Raw genomic sequence first — 23,159 nt, 5'->3', positions numbered from 1 at the left:
TTTTTGGGAGGGAATCGCCATGAAGAAACTCATTTCGTTACTTTTGACAGCAGGCCTTGCCTGCTCCATGCTGGGAACCGCAGCATATGCAGAGGAAGCAAGCGGGGATGTTACGATCTGGTATTACTGGGAGACAGAAGGCCACCAGAAAGCGCTGAACCACATTATTGAAGAGTTCAATGGTTCTCAGGACAGCATCACCGTAGAGGCAAAATATGTGCCGTTCGCGGATTTCAAGAAACAGCTCTCCATCGGAGCGTCTGCGGACGATCTGCCGGATCTGGTCATCCTTGACAACCCGGACCACGCAGCCTATGCAGCCATGGGAATCTTCGCAGATATAACAGACAAGTTCGATGTCAGCAACTACTATGAGGGGCCTGTAAACTCCTGCACACTGGATGAAAAACTGTACGGCGTTCCGTTCGGAAGCAATGACCTGGTACTGTTCTATAATGAAGACATGCTGAAGGAAGCAGGATGCGAAGTTCCCACGACCTGGGACGAGCTTCTTGAGGTAGCAAAGGCAACAACAACAGATTCTGTATTCGGATTCGCTCACTGCGCACTGCAGAATGAAGAGGGAACATTCAACTTCCTTCCGTGGGTATGGTCCACAGGCGCAACCTCTTACGAGATCAATTCCGAAGGCGGCATTAAGGCTCTGAACTTTGAGAAGGAACTGGTTGATTCCGGAGCTATGACGAAGGAAGCGATCAACTGGACACAGGGCGACACGATGCATCAGTTCATCGCCGGAAACCTGGCAATGATGATCAACGGAACCTGGCAGATCCCGACTATGCGTGAAGAAGTTCCGGATTTGAACTGGAACGTAGCACCGATCCCGCAGGATAAAGAGCAGGCATCCGGCCTTGGCGGCGAGAACTATGCGGTGATCGCAGGCGGCAATGAAGATGCAGCAGTGAAGTTCCTCGAGTTCGCAACCACACCAGAAACCTGCCTGTACATGATGAATGCAATGGGCTATATCTCAGCTGACTCCACCATTGCCAAGGATCAGTTTGAGGGTGACGAAGTATACCAGGTCTTCGTAGATGAGATGCAGTACGCTCATGCAAGAGGCCCGCTGCCGGAATGGCCGAGCATCTCTGATGCAATCTCACTTGCCTTCAATAAGGTCATCACCGGTGAGAGCGCTCCGAAAGATGCAGCAGCAGAAGCACAGGCAACGATTGACGGCATCATCGGATAACTGGAAACAAAGAAAAAGATAAACAGGCAGCCTTGAGGCAGCCACAGGAAATGCCGGCTGGAAACAGCCGGCATTCGTGTAATAAACTAGGCTTTGCCGGGATGTTCCTGATTAACCAATTATAAAAGAGTGTGAGGGATAAAATGAAAACCGGAAAAACTGTTATCACTGATCCCTTCTGGCTGCGCTACCGCAGCGTAGTCCGGCGTGAGATGATCCCCTATCAGTGGAAAGTCCTGAATGATGAGATCGATGTAAATATCGAGCGGGAGAGAAACGACTCGTCCATACCGAACGAGAAGAGCCATGCGCTGGAGAACTTCCGGATCGCAGCCGGCATCCACGAAGGCCACCACTATGGATGGGTGTTCCAGGACAGCGATGTCTACAAATGGCTGGAGGCAGTCGCCTACTCCCTCATGGAAGAGCCGGATGAATCCCTGAAAAAGATGGCGGACAGTGTGGTGGACCTCATAGCACAGGCGCAGGAGGACGACGGTTATCTGGGAACTTATTTCACCATCGAGGAGCCGTACCGGAAGTTCAAGAGCCTGATGAACAGCCATGAACTCTACTGCGCCGGTCATTTCATGGAGGCGGCCGCTGCTTACTATGAGGCTGTCGGTAATCAGAAGGTGCTGGATACGGCCATGAAACTGGCAGAACATATCGAGAAGGCGCTGGGACCGGACGGGGAGTTCGGCTATGACGGGCACGAGGAGATCGAGATCGGTCTTATGAAACTGTACCATCTGACCGGCGAGGAGAGGTATCTGCGCCTCAGCAATTATTTCCTCAGGATACGAGGAACGGATGAAGACTTCTTTGGAGATCAGAAGAAAACCGACCCGGGCAAAAAGCCGGTCATCGGCGGGATGGATCAGCTCACCCGCCGGTATTTTCAGGTGCATAAACCGCCCGTAGAACAGGATACAGCGGAGGGGCATGCTGTGCGACTGGTCTATCTGTGTACGGCCATGGCGGATGTCGCGGCGTCTTCCGGAGATCAGGACATGCTCGATGCATGCAGAAGGATCTGGAGAAACATCGTGGACCGCAGGATGTACATTACCGGCGGCATCGGATCTACCGTGCACGGAGAGGCGTTCACCTTCGATTATGACCTGCCGAACGATACTATGTACTGCGAGACCTGCGCGTCAGTGGGACTCATTTTCTTTGCAGCGCAGATGTTGCGAAATGAAAGTGTCGGCGAATATGGAGATGTGATGGAGCGTGCTCTGTACAATACGGTGCTTTCCGGCACCGCCCTCGACGGGAAACATTTCTTCTATGTGAACCCGCTGGAGGTAAATCCCGCTGCATCACAGCTGGATCCCGGCAAGAGCCATGTAAAACCGGTCCGCCCGGAGTGGCTCGGCTGCGCATGCTGTCCGCCCAACCTGGCAAGGCTTCTCGCTTCCGTCGACCGGTATATCTACACGGTGAAGGAAAACCAGTGCCTGGTGAACCTCTATATCAGCAGCACTGCAGACCTGACTGTATCCGGCGGGAGTGTGAAGATCACACAGCAGACGGATTATCCAGAGAGCGGAACCATCCGCATTCAGGTAAGCGCGCAGCAGGATCACCCATTTGACCTGGGACTCAGGATCCCGGGATGGTCCAGGACATATGAAGTGACCATGGACGGGAACGAAGCCGGCTGCAGTTCAGGCGTTTACAAGAACGGTTACTTCTACATCAGGAACCTGACCGGAGAGCATGAGATCATCCTGATACTCTGCATGGAACCGCGTTTCTGGAGAGCAGATCCCCGTGTGAGGGATGACGTCGGGAAAGTTGCCCTGACCAGAGGCCCTGTCGTCTACTGCCTGGAAGAAGTGGATAACGGGAAGAACCTGCATCTTCTGTCCGTCGATCCTGCAGGGAAGACGGAAGGAGAAACTGAAGACGGGGAACTCGGACATATTATCAGGATCACTGCTGACGGGCGGAGGATCCGGGAGCCGGAGGATGGCCAGAGCCTGTACCGGCCGGCAGATGAAACTGAACCGCAGGAAGAAAATGTCCGCCTCAGTTTCATTCCATACTATACATGGGCCAATCGCGGAAGCAATGAAATGAGCGTGTGGGTACGGACGGTGTGATATTAATATGATTGTCATGGGGAGGAATACTACGGCAGAGAATAAAGATAACAACGAAAACAAGGGTGATTTTCGAGCCGATAGCTGTTTTCTGATAGGATATTTTGAGGAGAAGGACGGAAGCCTGCTGTACAGGTACGACGCGGAACGGCTATGGATCACGCCCTGGGGCGAGAATGCACTGCGTGTGCGCGCGTCAAAGTCTGCAGTATTGGATCCGGAGGACTGGGCGCTGACTGTCAAACCAGCGTATCCCGTGGATGTTCAGATCGATATCAGTGAATATGAAGCAAGAATCCGGAACGGAAAGCTGACGGCTGTCATCAATAATATCGGCAAGATCTCTTTCTATAATCAGGATGGGAAACTGCTGCTGGAAGAATTCCTCCGCAATCGGGAGGATATGTTTGCCTCCACCACCAGTTCGCTGCTGATAGAAGCCAGAGAGTTCAAGCCGCTGATCGGTGGACAGTATCATCTCACCATGCGGTTTGAGTCTGATCCTTCAGAGAAGATCTTCGGGATGGGACAGTATCAGCAGAACTTTCTGAACCTGAAGGGGGCGGATCTGGAACTGGCTCACCGCAATTCCCAGGCCAGCGTTCCGTTTATGTTCTCTTCACTCGGGTATGGTTTCCTCTGGAACAATCCCGCGATCGGCAGAGTGAATTTCGCAAAGAACCTGACAACCTGGGAGGCGTATTCCACAAAAAAACTGGACTACTGGATCTGTGCGGGCGACACACCTGCCATGATCGAGGAAGCCTACGCCGGGGTGACGGGAACAGTCCCCATGATGCCAGAGTACGGACTGGGCTTCTGGCAGTGCAAGCTGCGTTACCAGACGCAGGAGGAACTGCTGGAAGTGGCCAGGGAATACAAGAGAAGAAATATCCCGCTGGATGTCATCGTAGCGGACTTTTTCCACTGGCCAAAACAGGGAGACTGGAGATTCGACGAGACCTACTGGCCGGATCCGGACGCTATGATCCGTGAACTCAAAGAGATGGGGATCGAGCTGATGGTTTCTGTCTGGCCCATGGTTGATTTCCTGAGTGAGAACTACGAGGAAATGAAATCCCGCGGCCTTCTCACGAGAGTAGAGAAGGGCGTCCGGATCGACAGCCTGTATATGGGAAATACAGTTCATTTTGATGCCACCAATCCGGAAGCAAGGGAATATGTCTGGGACAAGATCAGACAGAACTACTTCGATAAAGGGGTCCGGATCTTCTGGCTGGACGAGGCGGAACCGGAGTATACGGTCTATGATTTTGAGAACTACCGCTATTTCAGGGGAACCAACCTGGAAGTCGGGAATATCTACCCTGTGATGTACGCGAAGGGCTTCTTCGACGGGATGAAAAACGAAGGGATGGAGAATATCGTCAATCTTCTTCGCTGTGCGTGGGCAGGCAGCCAGCGTTACGGCGCTCTCGTGTGGTCCGGCGACATCCAGTCCAGTTTCCCGAGCATGCGCTGTCAGATCAAGGCCGGCCTGAATATGGCGATCGCCGGAATCCCCTGGTGGACGACGGACATCGGCGGATTCTTCGGAGGAGACAGCACCGATCCCGCATTCCATGAACTGTTGGTGCGGTGGTTTGAGTACGGAGCCTTCTGCCCGGTCATGCGTCTTCATGGATACCGGATGCCCTATCAGCCGCAGTACGGCACCACCGGCGGAGCTTCCTGTGTGTCCGGAGCACCGAATGAGATCTGGAGCTATGGCAAAGATGTGGAGAAGATCCTGGAGCGATATATCCGGATCCGTGAAAATATGCGCCCCTACGTCCGTGACCTGATGCGTCAGGCACATGAGAAAGGGACGCCGGTCATGCGGCCGCTGTTCTACGATTATCCGGAAGATACCGCCTCGTGGGATATCGAAGATGAGTACATGTTTGGCCCGGATATCCTGGTGGCACCGGTGACAGAGAGCAGGCAATCCGAGAGAGAAGTCTACCTCCCGAAGGGAAGCACCTGGACCAACGCCTGGACAGGAGAAACAATCGAAGGAGGGGTCCGGATCTGCGTGAACACGCCGCTGGAGCAGATCCCGCTGTTTATAACCAACGGATATAAGATTCTTCTCTAATATCAAATATATTTAATGATACTTAGAATGAAAAATTAAACCTGTTCTTTGACAACTGAAAATCGCTTAAAAAGTCTAGTTTACTGTTGCAATGGCATCTGCTAGGGTTCAGATACAGATCACTATCTATAAATACCACCACACTGTTTACTGCTATCCTCTCTCCAGTTTTCCTTAATGACTGCATCACTTTTTTCGGTACGATAGGAAAAGGAATGGTAAGCCTGTTTCAAGAATTTGTGACAGGTGCAGATTCTTTCGGACAGTTAAGCGATGGAATCTCAAACAGTGTCATTTCCGGGATTGTGTACTGGCTGATTGCAGCTATTGTTATGGGAATTTTATTCATAATAACAGGATTGATTATAGTTTGGATTGGCTATCAGGTTGGAAAAATCTACTGGAAATATTGCTGGGATATCATCAGTATTATGGTGGCATTCATCCAGAGTACCCCCGATGATACTGACGAATAAGGACACAAAACTCCTACTCAAATGCTGCTCGCTTTAAACCAGGTGACCGTGTGTATGGGAGAATGCCGCTGAAGAAAATCGGAGCCTTCGCTGAGTACGCCGCGGTGAAAGAGACGGCACTGGCTGTTATTCCGGAGTATCTCTCCTTCGAGGAAGCGGCAACGGTCCCCCTGACAGCGCTGACTGCGATGCAGGCATTTGAGGTGATGGATGTGCATGCCGGAGAATCTGTCTTCATTTCCGGAGGGACCGGAAGCCTTGGCGCCATGGCGATTCCGGTGGCAAAGAGTCTCGGCCTGCACGTTTACACCAACGGCAGCGGTGAAAATGAAGAGCGTGTAAGAAAACTGGGAGCAGAAAAATTCATCGACTACAGGAAAGAAAACTATGCGGATGTTCTCTCCGGGGTGGATCATGTCCTGGATACGCTGGGCGATCGCGAGCTTCCGAATGAATTCAAGGTGCTGAAGGAGGGCGGAAACCTGGTTTCCCTGCGCGGACTGCCGAACGGACGATTCGCCAGAAGAAGCGGTATGCCGTTATTTAAACGGCTTCTCTTTCAGGCGGCAGGCCGCAAATATGATCGCATGGCGGCGGCGAAAAAACAGACCTATGATTTCCTGTTCGTGCACGAGGATGGCAGCCAGTTAGACAGGATCGGCAGGCTTTTTGATAAGGAACACCCACTGGAAACATCGATCGATACCGTTTTTACTTTAGAAGAGATTAACGAGGCGCTTGCTAAGGTGAAACAGGGGAAGTCCAAAGGTAAGACGATTATCACAGTGAGAGAGCAATAATCGGCGGTTTCACATAGACCCGTTAGAACGACCGGAGAATGACTGAGCAGGTGACAGATCTGTCACCTGCTCAGTCATTTTTATGTCACTTCTTCATGTTAGACTATCGTTGTTCATGGGAGGAAAGGGTTATGGATATATTGAAATGCAGCAATCTGACACGTATATATGGAACCGGAGGCGGGAAGACGGTTGCTTTGAACCATGTCCGTTTTTCAGTTCAGAAGGGTGAATTTGTGGCGATTGTCGGGCCGTCCGGATCCGGCAAGTCCACGCTTCTGCATCTGCTGGGAGGGGTGGACCGTCCGAGTGAAGGAACAGTTGAAGTAGGAGGAACTGATTTGTACACCCTGGATGAGGATAAGCTGGCGATCTTTCGGAGACGTCATATCGGTCTTGTCTATCAGTTTTATAATCTGATTCCTGTTCTGACAGCGGAGGAGAACATTGTGCTGCCATTTCTGCTGGACAGCAGGAAGGTTGATACAGAGAGGCTCAATGAGATTCTGTCCTATCTGCATCTGGAAGACAGGAGGATGTATCTGCCATCTCAGCTCTCGGGCGGGCAGCAGCAGCGCGTCTCGATCGGAAGGGCGCTTTTTACACATCCGTCCCTGCTTCTATGCGATGAACCGACCGGGAATCTGGATCGGAAAAACAGTGAGGAGATTGTCAGTCTGCTGAAGGAGTCCAACCGTCGGTTCGACCAGACGGTCATTCTGATTACACACGATGAGCGGATTGCACTTCAGGCAGACCGGATGCTTTATATGGAGGACGGGCAGATTCTCAGGGATGAGATGATTCGCCAGCCATGCGTACATTCATCCGAGGACCCTGCTGGCGGGTTGTCTGGTGTGCGAGCGGCGAGTGTGGCTGCAGAACGATCAGCGAAAGTGCCCGTCGGACAGAATTTTAGTATGTCTGACGCGCAGGGTGTCTGTGCGGGGCTCCAGAACCAGGAGGGAGGCGCATGAAGCGATGAGCAGAGGTAATGCGGTTTTTCTTGTCACCAGGCGCTACATGCAGAAAAACCGGAAAAGGAATATCCTCTATATTCTGGGGCTGACCCTATGCATTGCGCTGCTTGTCTGCGTGTTCATCGGGAGAGATACGGCGGTCCGGTACATGGCAGATGTTACAGCGGCGGGGAGTGGAGACTGGCACATTGCGTTCAGCAATGTGCGCAAGGGGGAATACGAGAAGATCGCATCTTATCCGTTTGTCGCCAAGGTCGGCATATCCGGCAATGAAGGAGACACCGTTTTCCCGCAGAGCGGCAATCCGGAGCGGCCGTTTCTGAATATCCGGCTGTACAATTCTTCCATGTTCAGTATGGCGAATATCCATGTGTCAGAGGGCCGGCTCCCGCAGAGGGAAGGCGAGGTCGTGCTCTCCAGGACAGCTCTGGATGATGGCGGAACCATAGCGCTGGGAGACACCATCAAGGTGCAGACATTCAGAAGATTCATCCACAATTTCAGCGGCACAGACCTGGTATTTCCATTTCTGGAACTTCAGATCAAGGCCGGGCAGACCGTGAAGGTCGGAGATTCTTTCGGATATTTCCCAGAGGGAGATGCCTTTTACAAAGAGTGTCAGGAGATCCACGTACCGACCGGATATGAGACCTCGCTCAGGGTGGTCGGTTTTATGGAGGTGCCTTATTATGAAAATGCAGGGCAGGCTGCATACACAGCGCTGACTTATTTGCCGGACAGAAGCACAACTGAACCGACAGACAGCAGCTTCGGGAAGGTTACTGTCAGTGTAGAGCTGACGGACGGCTCACTCAACTCAGGTGCGGTGAGTGGCCTTCGAAGTCAGCTGGAAGAGGAGTGGGGAGACAGGGTGACCTTCAATGACAAGGTTCTTTCCTTCTTCGGGATGTCCGGGGACTCGACGATCAACAAGATCATTGCGGCAGCGCAGATTTTCTTCGTGCTTTTCATCCTTGCAGCGACAATGATCCTGATCCGTAACATATTCAATATTTCATATGAGCAGAGGTGCCGCTATCTTGGCATGCTGTCATCCGCTGGGGCGACTGCCCGGCAGAAGCGGAGCAGCGTCTACTATGAAGCCTTTCGCCTGCTGATGCCGTCTCTGCCGCTTGGCTTTTTCAGTGGACTTCTCATTGTCTGGGGCGGAGTCCGGATCCTGAAACCGATCACGGAGATGATGCAGCAGGGGGCGGCACTGGCGATCCTATCGGATGTACCGGTGCGCCTGACCGTCAGACCGGGGGCGGTTTTCCTGGTTGTCTGCTGCAGCGTGGGAATCGTCCTGCTCAGCGCACTTCGGCCGGCGGCAAGGATCGGGAAAGTCGGTCCGATTGAAAGCATCAGAGGAGTGGAGGATGCTGCAGGGGGCAGGAGAGCGCAAGGCAGCAGGAGGATTGTACATAGAAAGAAGCCCTTTATCAGAGAATCCGGCATCAGGCTGCTGGCAAAGGGATTCTTTCGGCATGAAAAACAGCAGCAGGGAAGCATCGTCCGCGCACTCGCAGTGTTTTTTGCGATCATCATGACGGTCTCCTATGCCGGAACTGGCGTGATTCAGATGGTGGATTATAAGCTGAATCGGTCATCAGATGAAGTGGTCGGCGATGAACTGAAACGAAAGTGGTCCGTTGTGTCTGATGGGGATGAGTCTGCGGATATGGACCAGGTTTACAGCCAGCTGAAGAAGACGGCTGGAATCCGGAACCTGATTCGCTATGACGAGAGTACGCCGGGCGTATTTACTAGCACTGCCCGGGATCTGTATTCCCAGGAATACTGGAATGCGCTCTATCAGGTTCTGAAACAGTACGGGGTCTCGAAGAAGGCATTCACACGAGACTATTACCAGAACGGGTTTTTCGGGACGGTATCCGTTCTGGCTCTCGATGACAGGGAGTTTGACAAGATGCTGAAGGCGGTCGGCGGGGATTCTGAAGGATCTGGAGACAATCCGACGGATCACGTCGCGGGAGCTGAAAAAGTGGTATCCTGTATCCTGTGCAGCTCCGGCAACCTGTCGACAGACAGTTATCAGATCTGGGGGAAAAAGCCGTCTGGATACAAATATGTGGAAATCTCCCGTATGACGGATAAAAAGGTTGGAGACCGGATTCAGACTACACTTACCGGAGATGATGGAAAAGATCATGCTGTCTCCTTCCGAATTGCGGGGATCGGAGACATAAAGCAGGTCTCAAGGTGGCTGAAAATCAACGATGGGCAGTATATCCGGCTGTTTGTCCGGGAGAGCCTTGTGAAATGGGCAAACCGGAGACTGAAACAGGCCTTTTCAACAGTGATCAGCTTTGATGCCGGGAAGGAGGCGGAGCCGGTGCTCTCGCAGATCGAGTCGGCAAAGCATCTGCAGCTGGTCGATTCAGGGAGTCTTGAAAGCGGTTCCTTCCTGGAGATGGTGGCGAAGATGATCCGTACCCTGATGCTTTTGTTTCTGCTTTTCAGCTCTTTGATCTGCTTTCTGAATGTCTATAATTCTGTCTGCAGTCTCTTCGTGGTGCGGAGAAGGCAGAATGCGATGCTGCGGTCAGTGGGCATGACGAGGAGGGAGATGCGCCGGCTGGTGCTGAGGGAGTTTTCCGGACTGATCCTCAAGGCAGTTCTGGTGTCGCTGCCGGTCTCAGCTGCTTTGTGTCTGGTTTTCGATAGGGTGATTATGGAGGCATTTGGCAGATTCTCGATTCCGGTTCCGTATGGTATGATTGGCCTGATGATACTTGCGACAGCGGTGGTTGTCCTTTGTATTGCTCAATGCAGATGCAAGAGGGAAGCCGCATCAGACATCATTGAGGAAATCAAGACGGAGAGTATATGATCCTGATTGTGGAAGATGACCGGATGCTGATGATGGGACTGCAGGTTGCCCTGAAGACAAAGGGCAGCCAGGTCCTTCAGGCCGGTTCTGTGAGAGAAGCCTTGTCTGTGTACGATCAACAGGCGGGCAGCATCGATTTTGTACTGCTGGACATGCGGCTTCCGGATGGAACCGGCATGGAGGTCTGCAGGCATATCAGGCGCAGGTCATCTGTACCGATCATCTTTCTGACAGCGTGTGATGATGAAAAAAATGCGGTTGAAGCGCTGGGCAGCGGTGGGGACGACTACATGACGAAGCCGTTCCATCTCAGGGAGCTGCTTGCGAGGATGGATGCTATCCGGCGCAGAAGCGCGCCGCATGGGGAGAAAAAGACGATTTTCCGGATCGGGGAGAATGTGATCGATATCCGGAAGGGGAGAGTTGAAAGGCAGGGAAGGGAGATCCTGCTCTCAGCGGTCGAGTACAGGCTGCTTCTGGTATTCCTTCAGAACCGCGGGCAGCTGCTCAGACGGAATCAGATTCTCTCTTTTCTGTGGGATGATGGGGGAGAATTCGTGAATGACAATACGCTGACGGTTTACATCAGGCGGCTGAGGCAGAAGCTGGATGATGAGGACGGGCAGCAGATTGAAACGGTGCGCGGTATGGGATACCGGCTTCGGGAAGATTCCTGAACCGGGATGGATGCCGGCTTCAGGATCGGGGAAATCGTGACGGTGAGAACCATAACGGGAGTGTCATAGCGGAGAGAATCCTGGGCTTCGGCGTGCAGATGTGGACAGAGAGGGGCAGGGGATGTCTGTGCTTTGGCTTTGCCTGTTTTCAGGTGCCTTACTGGCTGTGATGACGCTGGCTGTCGGGGAACTGGTCAGACTCCGGCGAATCAAGAGAGAAATCAGAGAGCTGACGGCTTACACGGAGCAGGTGCAGGACAAAACGCAGCTGCCTTCTATGGAAACGATGCAGGAGGGGGATGTCAGAATTCTCCAGAGCGAGGTATACAAACTTGCAGCGTCACTGCATGAGCAGTATGCCAGGGAAAAGGCGCGCAGCGGGTACCTTGCTGAGATGCTTGAAAATATCTCGCATCAGATGAAGACTCCGCTGTCAGTCATTACCCTCATGAGTGAGAACCTGATGGGGGATGAACTGGATAAGGAAACAAGGGACAGCTGCGTCCGCTCGATTCATGAAAGCGCGGATCATCTGAACTGGCTGGTTCATACCCTCCTGGCGATTGCACAGATGGACGCAGGGGCGCTTGTCTTTCGCCGGGAGAACGTCAGCCTGGCAGTGCTTCTGGCGTCTGTGCTTCAGGATCTTTCTGTCTGTGCCGAGCTGAACGGGACAGAGCTGAAGGTGAATGTTCCGGGGGATGTATCGATCATTACAGATTTCAAATGGACGAAAGAGGCACTGAGCAACATCATTCGCAATGCGATCGAGTATACACCAGGCGGAACGGTCCAGATCAGGGCAAGCCAGTCCGTGGTTGCCGTCGATCTGGATATCTGTGACAACGGTTGCGGCATATCAGCCGGAGATCTGCCCCATATCTTTGAACGATTCTATAAGGGAAAGCAGGCCTCACCGGACAGCGCCGGCATCGGCCTGTCGCTGGCGAAGGAAGTGATTCAGAAGCAGAACGGCAGCATCGAGGCTTCAGGAGCGGAAGGCGAAGGCACGGCATTTCATATCCGGTTCTTTCAGACCGGGACACTCTGAGAGGAGGGCAGCACCGAGGGAGAATCCGCGTGTTCTGCATCTGAGGCATGCATCTGCGGTCTGAGCCTGATTCGCTCATTCAGCCAGATCTTTTGCGGGAGAGAGCGCTTTCGCAGTGTTTAGAAAAAGCTCGAGTGCGGAGGACTGATAGGCGTCTTTCCGGGTGACAGCACAGATTGTTGAGCTGATAGCCGGGCGGATTGTTCGCCGGACCCACAGGGCGGAAGCAGAGGACTCCGGCAGGTGATCCGCGTGGTCTGGGGCAGGCGGTGCAGAGACTCCGTCTGCAGAGAGCGGCACATTCGTTTTATCGGCGGATGTGTGATAGAATGCGGGCAGCGTGGAGAGCTCGCCCACAGAATCCAGGGTGTAGGTGGCTGAGAGCGGAACGATTGCATATCCGAGTCCGGCCTTTGCCCAGGAGATACAGGTTCTCGCATCGTCGGCAATGCAGTAGTAATGCGGAACATCTCCGGTTTCGGCGAAGCGGGTATCCAGCAGCTGTTTCCACCTTCGGTAGATGATCAGGGGAAGCGGACGGAGCGCTTCCAGAGAAATGTCATCCGGGCCGGTGCGGCTGCTTCCCCGCCCGGCTCTATGACCTCTGCAAGATGTATCTGAGACTGCATGCCCGCATTCTGACAGCCCGGTTTGTATGCTGACAGCGCAGAGAGATTCCGCATCAAGTGTCCGGATCTCGTAGGAAGGCTCCCGGGTGAAGGGGGTCCGCACAAGTGCCAGATCCAGAAGGTCCGAATCGAGCCGGGCCAGAAGCTCATAGGTATTGGCCTCTGTCAGCTCAAAGTGGACATCCGGATACAGAGCAGAGAAGGGGCGGACATACCGATGCAGCAGGTGTTCCGACGCGGAGGAGATGACGCCGAGCCGGATTGTCCCGCTCTTTCCCATCCTCCGGTCCTTCAGTTCTTTTTCTGTAGCGTCTGCAAGCTGGAGCATGTTTTTGGCCCGGCGGTAAAAAAAGTCTCCCGTATCTGTCATCCGGACATGTCTGGAGCCTCTGATCAAAAGCGGGGCACCGACCTCTTCCTCCAGCTGCCGGATCTGAGCACTCAGGGGCGGCTGCGTCATGTTCAGCTTTCTGGCAGCAGCCTGAAAGGTCCCTTCTTCGACGATCACCGTATAGTACAACATCTGTTTCAGTTCCATGATTTCCCCGTATCGACTTAAGTCACCTCAAAAAGTACATGAAACGCTTCCATCGAATGATACAAATTTCGTATCATTATAATATAAAATCAATAATATTCATATAGATCATATGGTGGTACGATGAGAGGGCAGCAAAAGAACAGCGCTGCAAAAGGCATATCAAAGAAAGGAAGAGTATGAAATCGCTGCTTGTTTATCTGAAAAAGTATCGAAAGGAATCGATACTGGCGCCACTGTTCAAGATGCTGGAGGCGACATTCGAGCTTCTGGTCCCGCTTGTGATGGCAGCAGTCATCGACACAGGGATCCGGAACCATGACCGTCACTACGTGATTTCCATGTGTCTGGTACTGGTTCTTCTCGGGATTGTCGGGCTGGCAGCTTCCATTACCGCGCAGTATTTTGCGGCAAAGGCGGCAACCGGGTTTGCCGGGGCGCTGCGCCATGCGCTTTTTGACAAGATTCAGAGCCTGACCTTTTCGCAGATGGATACATTCGGGACGGATACGCTGATCACGCGTCTGACCAGTGATGTAAACCAGGTTCAGAACGGCGTAAACCTGTTTCTGCGCCTGTTTCTGCGCTCGCCCTTTGTGGTGTTTGGCGCAATGATCATGGCCTTCACGGTCGATGCACGGTCGGCCATGCTCTTTGTGATCACCATACCGATTCTGTCTGTTGTGATTTTCGGTATCATGCTGACAACCATGCCACTTTACAAGGGTGTGCAGGCAAACCTTGACCGGATTATGATGAGTACGAGGGAGAACCTGACAGGCGTCCGGGTGATACGGGCCTTCCGGAAGGAGCCGGACGAGACAAGGCGGTTCCGGGAAAACAACCGGACGCTCGCCGCTTCTCAGAAGTTTGTCGGACGTATATCAGGTCTGATGAATCCGGTGACCTATGTCATCATCAATCTTTCTACCTGTGCGCTGATCTATGTCGGCGCGGTCCGGATTGATACAGGGATACTGAAAGCCGGACAGGTTGTCGCGCTTCTGAACTACATGTCCCAGATCCTGATCGAGCTGATCAAGCTGGCCAATCTGATCATCCAGATGACAAAGGCTGCGGCCTGCGGCGACCGGATCGCGGCGGTTCTGGCTGTGCAGCCCGACATGAAGAATGGCGAGCAGAAGCTCTCAGCCGTGGAAGATGATGGACCGGCTGTCGCTTTCCGGGATGTATCGCTCTCCTATAAGGGAAGTGCAGGGCGTGCGCTGGAGCATATTTCATTTGAAGCAAGGAAAGGACAGACCATCGGAATCATCGGCGGAACCGGGAGCGGAAAGTCTTCACTTGTGAATCTGATTCCGCGTTTTTATGATGTATCGGAAGGAGAGGTGGATGTCTTCGGAACCGATGTCAGGAAGCTGGATGCCGCCTCTCTCAGAGAGCATGTCGGGATTGTGCTTCAGAAAGCAGAGCTGTTCAAGGGAAGCATTGCGGACAATCTTCGATGGGGGAACGCGGAGGCGCAGAGCCAGGACTTTGAACAGGCACTTGAAATCTCTCAGGCGAAGGAATATGTGGACAAAAAGCCGGGAGGCGTCGGGTACATGCTGGAACAGAACGGCAGAAATCTGTCAGGCGGGCAGCGGCAGCGCCTGACGATCGCACGCGCACTGATGAAGAAGCCGGACATCCTGATTCTGGATGACAGTGCATCGGCGCTTGATTTCGCGACGGATGCGAAGCTTCGCATGGCCATCCGGAACATGAGCCATTCGATGACAACGTTTATTGTCTCCCAGCGTGCCGCTTCTGTGCAGTACGCAGACCTGATTCTGGTCCTGGACGACGGAAAGCTGGTCGGGAAGGGGACACATGAAGAGCTTCTGAGATCCAATGAAGTGTACCAGGAAATCTATTATTCGCAGTTCCCGAAGGAGGCCGCCCATGCGTAAACAGGAAAGAAATTCAAGCCAGAAGGCAACGATCGGGCGGATTGTCCGGTACATCAGGAGGTACAGAATCTACCTGTATCTTTCCCTGATTCTGGCAGTTGTGACCGTGCTGCTGACGCTGTACGTCCCGAAGCTGACCGGGCGCTCCGTCGACTATATGATCGGCAAAGGAAAGGTGGATTTTTACGGAGTCCGGGGAATCATCTATAAAATCATCTGCTGTGCAGCGATCACAGGCGCCGGCCAGTGGCTGATGAATCTGTGCAACAACAAGATGACCTTTGAGGTTGTCCGGGATATCCGCAATGATGCATTTGAGAAGATTGAGAAGCTGCCGCTCAGCTTCATCGATGCGCATCCCTACGGGGACATCGAGAGCCGGGTCATCGCCGATGCCGACCAGTTTGCCGACGGGCTGCTGATGGGGTTCACCCAGCTTTTCAGCGGCGTGGTGACCATTGTCGGAACGCTGGCGTTCATGCTGTCGGTCAATGGGAAGATTACACTCGCTGTCGTGGTCATCACCCCGGTATCCTTCCTGGTGGCGGGGTTCATCTCGAAGCGGACATACTCAATGTTCCAGAAGCAGACGGCAATCCGGGGAGAGCAGACAGGACTGATTAATGAGATGGTCGAGGGCCAGAGGGTGGTCAAGGCGTATAATCAGAGAGCGCATGTTGTCGCGGATTTTGATGAGATCAATGACAGACTGACCGACACAACGCTGAAGGCGGTCTTCTACTCGTCGATCACGAACCCTGCAACCCGGTTTGTCAACAGCCTTGTCTATACCAGCGTCGGGATTGTCGGAGCATTCTCTGTCATAGGCGGAACCCTTACGGTCGGGCAGCTGACGGCGTTTCTGAGCTATGCAAACCAGTATACGAAACCGTTCAATGAGATATCCGGCGTGGTGACGGAGCTTCAGAATGCCATCGCCTGTGCCGCGAGGGTGTTTGAGCTGATCGATGAGCCGGCGCAGATTCCGGATGCGGAGGATGCGGCAGCGCCTCAGACATTTGAAGGGCATGTCCGCCTGGATCAGGTGGATTTTTCCTACACGAAGGATGTTCCGCTGATCGAGAATCTGTCGCTGGAGGCGAAGCCGGGGCAGAAGGTTGCAATTGTTGGGCCGACCGGCTGCGGCAAGACAACCTTGATCAATCTTCTGATGCGGTTTTACGATGTCTGTGGTGGATCGATTTCTGTCGATGGGACGGATATCAGGATGCTGACAAGGGATGCTCTCCGCAGCGGATATGGGATGGTGCTTCAGGATACCTGGCTGAAGTCCGGCACAATCCGGGAAAATATCACGATGGGAAACCCGGATGTCAGTGAAGAAGAAATGATCCGCGTTGCAAAGACCTGCCACATTCATTCATTTGTCATGAAGCTGCCAAAGGGGTATGATACCCCTGTGTCGGACAACGGTGAGGATTTCTCCCAGGGGCAGAAGCAGCTGCTCTGCATCGCCCGTGTCATGATGTGTCATCCATCCATGCTGATCCTGGACGAGGCGACTTCCTCGATCGATACCAGAACCGAGCTGAAGATCCAGGACGCATTTGGACGCATGATGGAGGGCCATACAAGCTTTATAGTGGCGCACCGGCTTTCCACGATCCGCACGGCAGATGTGATTCTCGTCATGAAGGACGGACATATCATCGAACAGGGGAATCACCGGCAGCTGATGGAGGCAAAGGGATTCTACTACAACCTGTATCAGAGCCAGTTCCTCGGGCAGGCAATTTAAAGGAAGAATTTCGGCTGTGTGTGGGGAAATTTTACCAGTGCGGTTATGATATTGGAGGATGAAGAGATGCAGATTGCGGATATCACAAAGAAGATGATTGCGTATTCGGAGGGCAATACGCATGATATCAATCATTTCCTGAAGGTCTGGTCATTTGCCAGAACGATCGGACAGCTGGAGGGGCTGGATGGCAGAACGCAGGAAATCCTGGAGGCTGCAGCGCTTCTTCATGACATTGCCTGCCCGCTGTGCCGGGAAAAGTATGGAAACACGAACGGGAAATATCAGGAAAAAGAAGGGATGCCGCTTGCCGAAGCGTTCCTGAAGGACTGCGGTCTTTCTCCGGAGGATAACGCCCGGATTGTGTACCTTGTCGGGCATCACCATACGCTGGAGGATATCCGGGGAATGGATTACCAGATCCTGATCGAGGCAGACTATATCGTGAATGCGGATGAAAGCCATTATTCCATAGAGAATATCAGGCATTTCCGGGAGCAGACATTTCGGACGGAATCCGGGAAGACGATTCTGGATTCGATTTACCTGGGCTGAAACAACAGTTTTATGTAAATGGGGCAGGAAACCAATGGTTTCCTGCCCCACACTTCTTTGTGAAGGTAAACAATTTCAGAAAGGCCGGGAATCTCAGAACAGCCGTCAACGGCGGTTGAAGGCATCAAATCCCGGATAGACTGCATTCGCGCCCAGCTGCTGCTCGATGCGGAGCAGCTGGTTGTACTTTGCAACACGCTCTGATCTGGCCGGAGCACCGGTCTTGATCTGGCGCGTGTTCAGTGCAACAGCGAGATCCGCGATGGTGGTGTCTGCCGTCTCACCGGAACGGTGTGAGACGATGGCAGTATAGCCGGCCTTGTGCGCCATCTTGATGGCGTTCATCGTTTCGCTGACGGAACCAATCTGGTTCAGCTTGATCAGGATGGAGTTGCCGCAGCCGAGCTCGATGCCCTTCTTCAGGCGCTCTGTATTGGTGACGAACAGGTCATCGCCTACAAGCTGTACCTTGTGACCGATCGCAGCCGTCATCTTCTGCCAGCCTTCCCAGTCCTCCTCGTCCAGCCCGTCCTCGATCGAGTAGATCGGATAATCGGTGACCAGCTTGTCCCAGTGCGCAATCAGCTCATCGGAGGTGAAGTCTTTGCCGGACTTCGGCTGATGATAGAAGCCCTTTCCCTTTTCAGACTTCCACTCGGAGGAGGCGGCGTCCATCGCCAGGACAAAATCCTTTCCCGGCTTGTAGCCCGCGTTTTCAATGGCTTTCAGGATGTGCTCGATGGTATCGGCATCATCCTTCAGGTTCGGTGCAAATCCACCTTCGTCGCCGACAGCAGTTGTGCTGCCTTCTGCCTTCAGAAGTTTCTGAAGGGCATGGTAGACATCTGCGGACCAGCGGAGAGCTTCCGAGAAGCTGGATGCGCCAGCCGGCATGATCATGAATTCCTGCGTATCGACGGAATTCGATGCATGAACACCGCCGTTCAGAATGTTCATCATCGGGACCGGGAGCGTATTTCCATTCACACCGCCGAGAAAACGGTAGAGCGGAAGGCCCAGAGCCTCTGATGCCGCACGCGCCGTGGCGATGGAAACGGCCAGGATCGCATTTGCCCCAAGAGCCGATTTGTCTCTGGTGCCATCCGCCTTGATCATAGCGCCGTCCACAGCGTAGGTGTCGCATGCATCAAGCCCGGTAACCGCCTCGGCGATGGCGCCGTTTACATTGGCGACCGCCTTCTCAACGCTCTTTCCGCCGTAGTTGCTCTTGTCACCGTCGCGAAGCTCAAGCGCCTCGAACTCACCGGTTGAAGCGCCGCTCGGAGAAGTGCCCCTTGCAACGGTCCCATCGGCCAGCGTGACCTCCGCCTCGACAGTCGGATTCCCTCTGGAGTCAAGAATCTGTCTACCGATTACTTTTTCGATTGCTGTATATTCCATATTCGGCCTCCTTTGGCTTTTGTGAATCATGATCAGATCTGTTGCTCACAATTGAATTATACATCAGAAAGTTATATATGTCTAACTAATTTTTTCGAAAATGATAGAATCGCAGGAGAACTTCTCACAGATAAATCTATCCGCTTGACTTATTGAAAGATGATAAATATTATCAAAATATAAGAATATCGATCAAAGGGAGGGACTAGAAAGTGATGACTGAACTGATCCAGGGACTTGCGATTCCATTCATCGGAACCTCTGCAGGGGCAGCCTGCGTATTTCTGATGAAGAATCAGCTGAATGTGAAGATTGAGAAGATCCTGACAGGCTTTGCAGCCGGAGTGATGGTAGCAGCATCGATCTGGAGTCTGCTGATCCCGGCGATGCAGCAGAGCAGCGGACTCGGGAAGTGGTCTTTCGTTCCGGCAGCGGTCGGCTTTATGCTCGGAACACTGTTTCTCATGGTGCTGGATGAAATAATCCCGCACCTGCACCGGTTCAGTGAAAGCCCGGAAGGACCGAAGAGCAAACTTACCAGAACAACGATGATGGTGCTTGCTGTCACGCTCCACAATATTCCGGAAGGCATGGCAGTCGGGATCGTCTATGCAGGCTGGCTTCGCGGAGGAAGCGGTATTACAATCGGAGCCGCGCTTGCGCTCTCAGTCGGGATTGCGATCCAGAACTTTCCGGAGGGGGCAATTGTCTCCATGCCGATTGCAGCAGAGGGACAGAAAAAGGGAAAGGCTTTTCTGGCAGGGGCAGGTTCTGGCGCAGTAGAGCCGGTGGGTGCAGTCATCACGATCCTGCTTGCGGAGCTGATCATTCCTGCGCTGCCATATCTGCTGGGCTTTGCAGCAGGCGCGATGATGTATGTGGTTGTAGAGGAACTGATCCCGGAGATGTCCCAGGGGAAGCACTCCAATATGGGGACAATCGCATTTTCCATCGGATTTCTGCTGATGATGGCCCTCGATGTGGCTCTTGGGTGAATGGAATCCGAGCCTGTTTTTTCTCAGATCATGCTCAGAAACTTTTCAAAGACCGGCCTTCCGTCTTCTGTATCAATGCGGCGGAAAGCGCCGGTCATACGCTCCGGATGCCACTGAACACCGATGACCGGCAGCGATTCATGGCAGATTCCCTCGATCAGGTGATCGTCGCTGTACATGACAGCATGAAGGCCGGAGCCGAGCCTGTCTACAGCCTGATGGTGAGAGCTGTTGACAAAGAAGCGCTCTTTTCCGTACAGAGCAGCTGCATATGTCCCGGAAAGGGCGGTGACCGGGTGGACTTTGTCTGCCTGGCTTCCCTTGTCTCTCGCATGACGGTCTGTATGCGGTATGTTCTGAATCAGGCTTCCGCCGAAATAAACATTCAGAAGCTGCATGCCGCGGCAAATGCCCAGAATCGGGATCTTGTGGCTGACCGCGTAGCAGACCGCCTGCATCTGGAAGTAGTCAAGCTCGTCGCTGATATTCAGGCTGGCTGTATTCTCTTCATGGTAAAGAGCCGGGTTGATATCCCATCCTCCCGGAATCAGAAAACCGTCTGCATCGGTAAACTGCTCGTCAGAGGCGTGCAGATTGCATAGCACAGCGCCGCCGCCTGCTTCCTTGATAGCGTCCTCACAGTTCTTGTGCGTCGGAAGGTCTTTGGCGTCGGACAGGATATATATCTTTTTCATGATTAAAGTTCACTTTCTTTTTGTTCATTTCTGAAGGAGGCAAGGAATTCCCTTGCTCTTTCTGTCTTTGGATGCGCGAAAAATTCATCCGGCGCTCCTTCTTCCAGGATAGCCCCATCATTCATAAAAATGATGCGGTCAGCAACATTCCGGGCAAAGTTCATCTCGTGTGTGACAATGACCATCGTCATGCCGGATTTCGCGAGGGAGGTCATGACATCCAGAACCTCCTGGATCATCTCCGGGTCCAGCGCACTGGTCGGCTCATCAAACAGGATGGCCTTCGGATGCATGGCAAGCGCCCGGGCAATTGCTGCACGCTGCTGCTGCCCGCCGGAGAGCTGGGCAGGAACCTTCCTGGCCTGGTCCTCAATTCCAACCTGTCGGAGCAGTTTCAGGGCCTCTTCCTCCGCATCCTTTCGCTTTATGTGCAGAACATCCATCGGGGCCATCGTCACGTTATCCAGAATTGTTCGATGAAGAAAGAGGTTGAAGGACTGGAAGACCATCCCGATCCGGGAACGAACCTGCGCGAGTTCTTTGCCCTCGGCTGGCATCGGCTGACCTTCAATCAGGATTTCACCGGAGCTGATGGTTTCCAGCCGGTTGATGGTCCGGCACAGGGTAGACTTGCCGGAGCCGGAAGGACCAATGATGACCACAACCTCTCCTTGTCGGACAGACAGGCTGACATCCTTCAGTACGTGATGTGTCCCGAAATATTTGTTGACCTTTCGAAGTTCGATGACGGGGGTATCAGCCCCGCTTTTGCGTTCACTGTTCATAGCTGAGTCCTTTCGGGTGACACGGCATTCAATCCGCCTCCGGGTAAGCCGTGCGCAGGCATATTGGGGATGCAGGAGTCAGTCCGTCAGCGGACCGCTCTTGCAAGCTGATTGATCAGGAAGTTAATCAGGATATAGATGACGGACACGACCAGATAAACGGGAAGCATCGCGTCATAGTTGGAAATCAGTACCTTCGCGTTCTGCATCAGATCCGGGAAATTGATCACATAGGCAAATGTCGTATCCTTCACGACGATAACAATCTCTGAGATCAGAGAAGGGATCACATACCGGAAGGCCTGTGGAAAGACGACCTTGTAGAACACATGACGATTCCGCATCCCAAGAGACAGCGCCGCTTCTGTCTGTCCCTTTGGCACTGCGTTGACACCGGAGCGGAACACTTCAGCGACGACGCCGACGGCCGAAATGGCAACTGGCAGCGCAATTCTCAGAAGAGATGGCAGCTTCAGGCCTGTCTGCGGCACGACAAGGAAGAAAAAGTAGATGAACAGAAGCGTCGGGACACCGCGCGTAAATTCAATCAGTGCTGCTGAAATCTTCCGGAGAATGCCGGAGCGGCTGATACGGCCTCTCATCAGGAGAAAGCCGATGACAAATGCAATGGCACCGGCTGTGAGCGCTGCCTCAAGCGTCCCCAGAAGACCCTGACCGATAAAGCGCCAGGTTGTATATTTCAGAAAGAAGGACCAGTACTGAGGGGCGAGCTGACCGTTCTCCTGAAAACGGACAGCCATCCGGTAAAGAAGGAAGGCGATCGGAAATAACGATACAATGGTCCAGAAGATGATCCGCCGCTTTGCCCTCGGACCCGGCTCATCATACAGAAAATCACGGATGTTGTTCTTCTCATTCTTCATCGCACAATCCTCACTTTTCTGTCAATCAGGCTTCCGATCTGGCCGATCAGGATTGCAGTCGCACAATACAGCGCCGCGGAAATCACGAATGCCATGATGCCGCCGACAGAGTGTGTGTTGATATGGGAGACAAGCCCGGTCAGCTCCATCGGGTTCATCGGGACCTGGGAAGCAAGGGAAGTCGTCAGCATGGTTGCAACCAGAAGATTTGTCAGGGGCAGGACGCTGTTGCGCAGTGCCTGCGGGATCACAACCTTGCGCAGTACATGTGTGAAGCGCATTCCCAGCGCCCGGGCGGCTTCAATCTGCCCTTTGTCGATCATGTTCATGCCTGACATCAGGTACTCTGAACAGAAGGAAGCCGGGATCAGGGTGGTTGCAGTCAACACACAGGTCTGATAGGAGAAAATCAGGTTCAGGTAGGGCAGTGCGTAGACCAGAAATATGAGAAGCGCCACGCCGGGGATGTTCCGGAAAATCTGGACATACAGTTCGGCCATGATCCGGAGTGGACGAATCGGGCTTACGCGCATCGCGGTGATCAGAACACCAAGGGCAAGCGCAAGCGCAAATGAAACAGCGGTTAGTTCCCAGGTTGTCAGGAGTGCGATCGCGTACTTGCCTCCGTATTGAGAAAGAAGTTCTCCAATGTTCATAGCAAAAGGTCTCCCGGCCCTTCAGTTGTATGTCAGCTGCAGCCCGCATGCGGGCGAGAAGCGATGGCATGACCTCTGTGAGAATC

The 23,159-nt window shown here is 53.3% G+C and carries 19 protein-coding genes; 13 read left to right on the top strand and 6 right to left on the bottom strand.

Going from position 1 to position 23,159, the window contains the following annotated elements:
• The first annotated feature begins 19 nt into the window (after positions 1-19).
• The 9 genes from FYJ35_RS01615 to FYJ35_RS01575 all read left to right on the top strand — a co-directional run bounded on the left by FYJ35_RS01615 (position 20) and on the right by FYJ35_RS01575 (position 12,263).
• Positions 20-1,216 (top strand): sugar ABC transporter substrate-binding protein, encoded by a 1,197-nt coding sequence (locus FYJ35_RS01615; RefSeq protein ID WP_154522162.1) that lies wholly within the window; start codon positions 20-22, stop codon positions 1,214-1,216.
• 143 nt (positions 1,217-1,359) lie between these two features.
• Positions 1,360-3,327 carry a glycoside hydrolase family 127 protein gene (locus FYJ35_RS01610; protein ID WP_154522159.1) on the top strand — a complete coding sequence of 656 codons (1,968 nt, stop codon included), beginning with the start codon at positions 1,360-1,362 and terminating at the stop codon, positions 3,325-3,327.
• A gap of 16 nt (positions 3,328-3,343) precedes the next feature.
• A complete protein-coding gene (locus FYJ35_RS01605) occupies positions 3,344-5,425 on the top strand; it encodes a glycoside hydrolase family 31 protein (protein ID WP_154522156.1) in 2,082 nt (693 codons plus the stop codon).
• Between the two features lie 86 nt (positions 5,426-5,511).
• On the top strand, positions 5,512-5,901 hold the full coding sequence (locus FYJ35_RS01600) for a DUF6040 family protein (RefSeq protein WP_235906295.1): 390 nt from the start codon (positions 5,512-5,514) through the stop codon (positions 5,899-5,901).
• 62 nt (positions 5,902-5,963) lie between these two features.
• Entirely contained in the window at positions 5,964-6,701 is a 738-nt protein-coding gene (locus FYJ35_RS01595; protein WP_235906293.1) for an NADP-dependent oxidoreductase, read from the top strand.
• Between the two features lie 131 nt (positions 6,702-6,832).
• Positions 6,833-7,678 (top strand): ABC transporter ATP-binding protein, encoded by an 846-nt coding sequence (locus tag FYJ35_RS01590; RefSeq protein WP_154522153.1) that lies wholly within the window; start codon positions 6,833-6,835, stop codon positions 7,676-7,678.
• Positions 7,679-7,682: 4 nt separating this feature from the next.
• A complete protein-coding gene (locus FYJ35_RS01585; protein WP_154522150.1) occupies positions 7,683-10,535 on the top strand; it encodes an ABC transporter permease in 2,853 nt (950 codons plus the stop codon).
• Positions 10,532-11,212 (top strand): response regulator transcription factor, encoded by a 681-nt coding sequence (locus FYJ35_RS01580; protein WP_154522147.1) that lies wholly within the window; start codon positions 10,532-10,534, stop codon positions 11,210-11,212. Before FYJ35_RS01585 ends, FYJ35_RS01580 begins: the two co-directional genes overlap by 4 nt.
• 121 nt (positions 11,213-11,333) lie before the next feature.
• The gene (locus tag FYJ35_RS01575; RefSeq protein ID WP_154522145.1) at positions 11,334-12,263 is read left to right on the top strand and encodes a sensor histidine kinase; all 930 of its coding nucleotides are present in this window, start codon (positions 11,334-11,336) and stop codon (positions 12,261-12,263) included.
• A 75-nt stretch (positions 12,264-12,338) separates the two neighbouring features.
• On the opposite strand, the gene FYJ35_RS01570 is transcribed toward FYJ35_RS01575, so the two are convergent.
• Complete coding sequence (locus tag FYJ35_RS01570) at positions 12,339-13,430, bottom strand: LysR family transcriptional regulator (RefSeq protein ID WP_154522142.1); 1,092 nt, start codon at positions 13,428-13,430, stop codon at positions 12,339-12,341.
• 179 nt (positions 13,431-13,609) lie between these two features.
• Between FYJ35_RS01570 and FYJ35_RS01565 the strand changes: the two genes are divergently transcribed.
• The 3 genes from FYJ35_RS01565 (at position 13,610) to FYJ35_RS01555 (ending at position 17,657) form a co-directional block, all read left to right on the top strand.
• Positions 13,610-15,343 (top strand): ABC transporter ATP-binding protein, encoded by a 1,734-nt coding sequence (locus tag FYJ35_RS01565; RefSeq protein ID WP_154522139.1) that lies wholly within the window; start codon positions 13,610-13,612, stop codon positions 15,341-15,343.
• The gene (locus FYJ35_RS01560; protein ID WP_154522136.1) at positions 15,336-17,102 is read left to right on the top strand and encodes an ABC transporter ATP-binding protein; all 1,767 of its coding nucleotides are present in this window, start codon (positions 15,336-15,338) and stop codon (positions 17,100-17,102) included. The genes FYJ35_RS01565 and FYJ35_RS01560 overlap by 8 nt, the downstream gene beginning before the upstream one ends.
• A gap of 66 nt (positions 17,103-17,168) precedes the next feature.
• Positions 17,169-17,657 carry an HD domain-containing protein gene (locus FYJ35_RS01555; RefSeq protein WP_154522133.1) on the top strand — a complete coding sequence of 163 codons (489 nt, stop codon included), beginning with the start codon at positions 17,169-17,171 and terminating at the stop codon, positions 17,655-17,657.
• Between the two features lie 105 nt (positions 17,658-17,762).
• Here FYJ35_RS01555 and eno read toward each other — a convergent pair whose 3' ends face one another.
• Positions 17,763-19,058: a phosphopyruvate hydratase gene (eno, locus tag FYJ35_RS01550; protein ID WP_154522130.1), complete on the bottom strand. Its 1,296-nt coding sequence runs from the start codon at positions 19,056-19,058 to the stop codon at positions 17,763-17,765.
• Between the two features lie 215 nt (positions 19,059-19,273).
• Between eno and FYJ35_RS01545 the strand changes: the two genes are divergently transcribed.
• Positions 19,274-20,053 (top strand): ZIP family metal transporter, encoded by a 780-nt coding sequence (locus FYJ35_RS01545; RefSeq protein WP_154522127.1) that lies wholly within the window; start codon positions 19,274-19,276, stop codon positions 20,051-20,053.
• 23 nt (positions 20,054-20,076) lie between these two features.
• Here the strand turns inward: FYJ35_RS01545 and FYJ35_RS01540 are convergent, their stop codons facing one another.
• The 4 genes from FYJ35_RS01540 to FYJ35_RS01525 form a co-directional block, all read right to left on the bottom strand.
• Positions 20,077-20,748: a gamma-glutamyl-gamma-aminobutyrate hydrolase family protein gene (locus FYJ35_RS01540; protein WP_154522125.1), complete on the bottom strand. Its 672-nt coding sequence runs from the start codon at positions 20,746-20,748 to the stop codon at positions 20,077-20,079.
• A 2-nt stretch (positions 20,749-20,750) separates the two neighbouring features.
• Positions 20,751-21,533, bottom strand: coding sequence for an amino acid ABC transporter ATP-binding protein (locus FYJ35_RS01535; RefSeq protein WP_154522122.1), 783 nt, complete (start codon positions 21,531-21,533; stop codon positions 20,751-20,753).
• A gap of 86 nt (positions 21,534-21,619) precedes the next feature.
• Complete coding sequence (locus FYJ35_RS01530) at positions 21,620-22,417, bottom strand: amino acid ABC transporter permease (RefSeq protein ID WP_154522119.1); 798 nt, start codon at positions 22,415-22,417, stop codon at positions 21,620-21,622.
• Positions 22,414-23,073, bottom strand: coding sequence for an amino acid ABC transporter permease (locus tag FYJ35_RS01525; protein ID WP_154522116.1), 660 nt, complete (start codon positions 23,071-23,073; stop codon positions 22,414-22,416). Before FYJ35_RS01525 ends, FYJ35_RS01530 begins: the two co-directional genes overlap by 4 nt.
• Positions 23,074-23,159 lie beyond the last annotated feature (86 nt).

Source organism: Porcincola intestinalis, from assembly GCF_009696445.1.
GTDB classification, from domain to species: domain Bacteria; phylum Bacillota; class Clostridia; order Lachnospirales; family Lachnospiraceae; genus Porcincola; species Porcincola intestinalis.
This window is presented reverse-complemented; position numbering and strand designations above follow the sequence as displayed.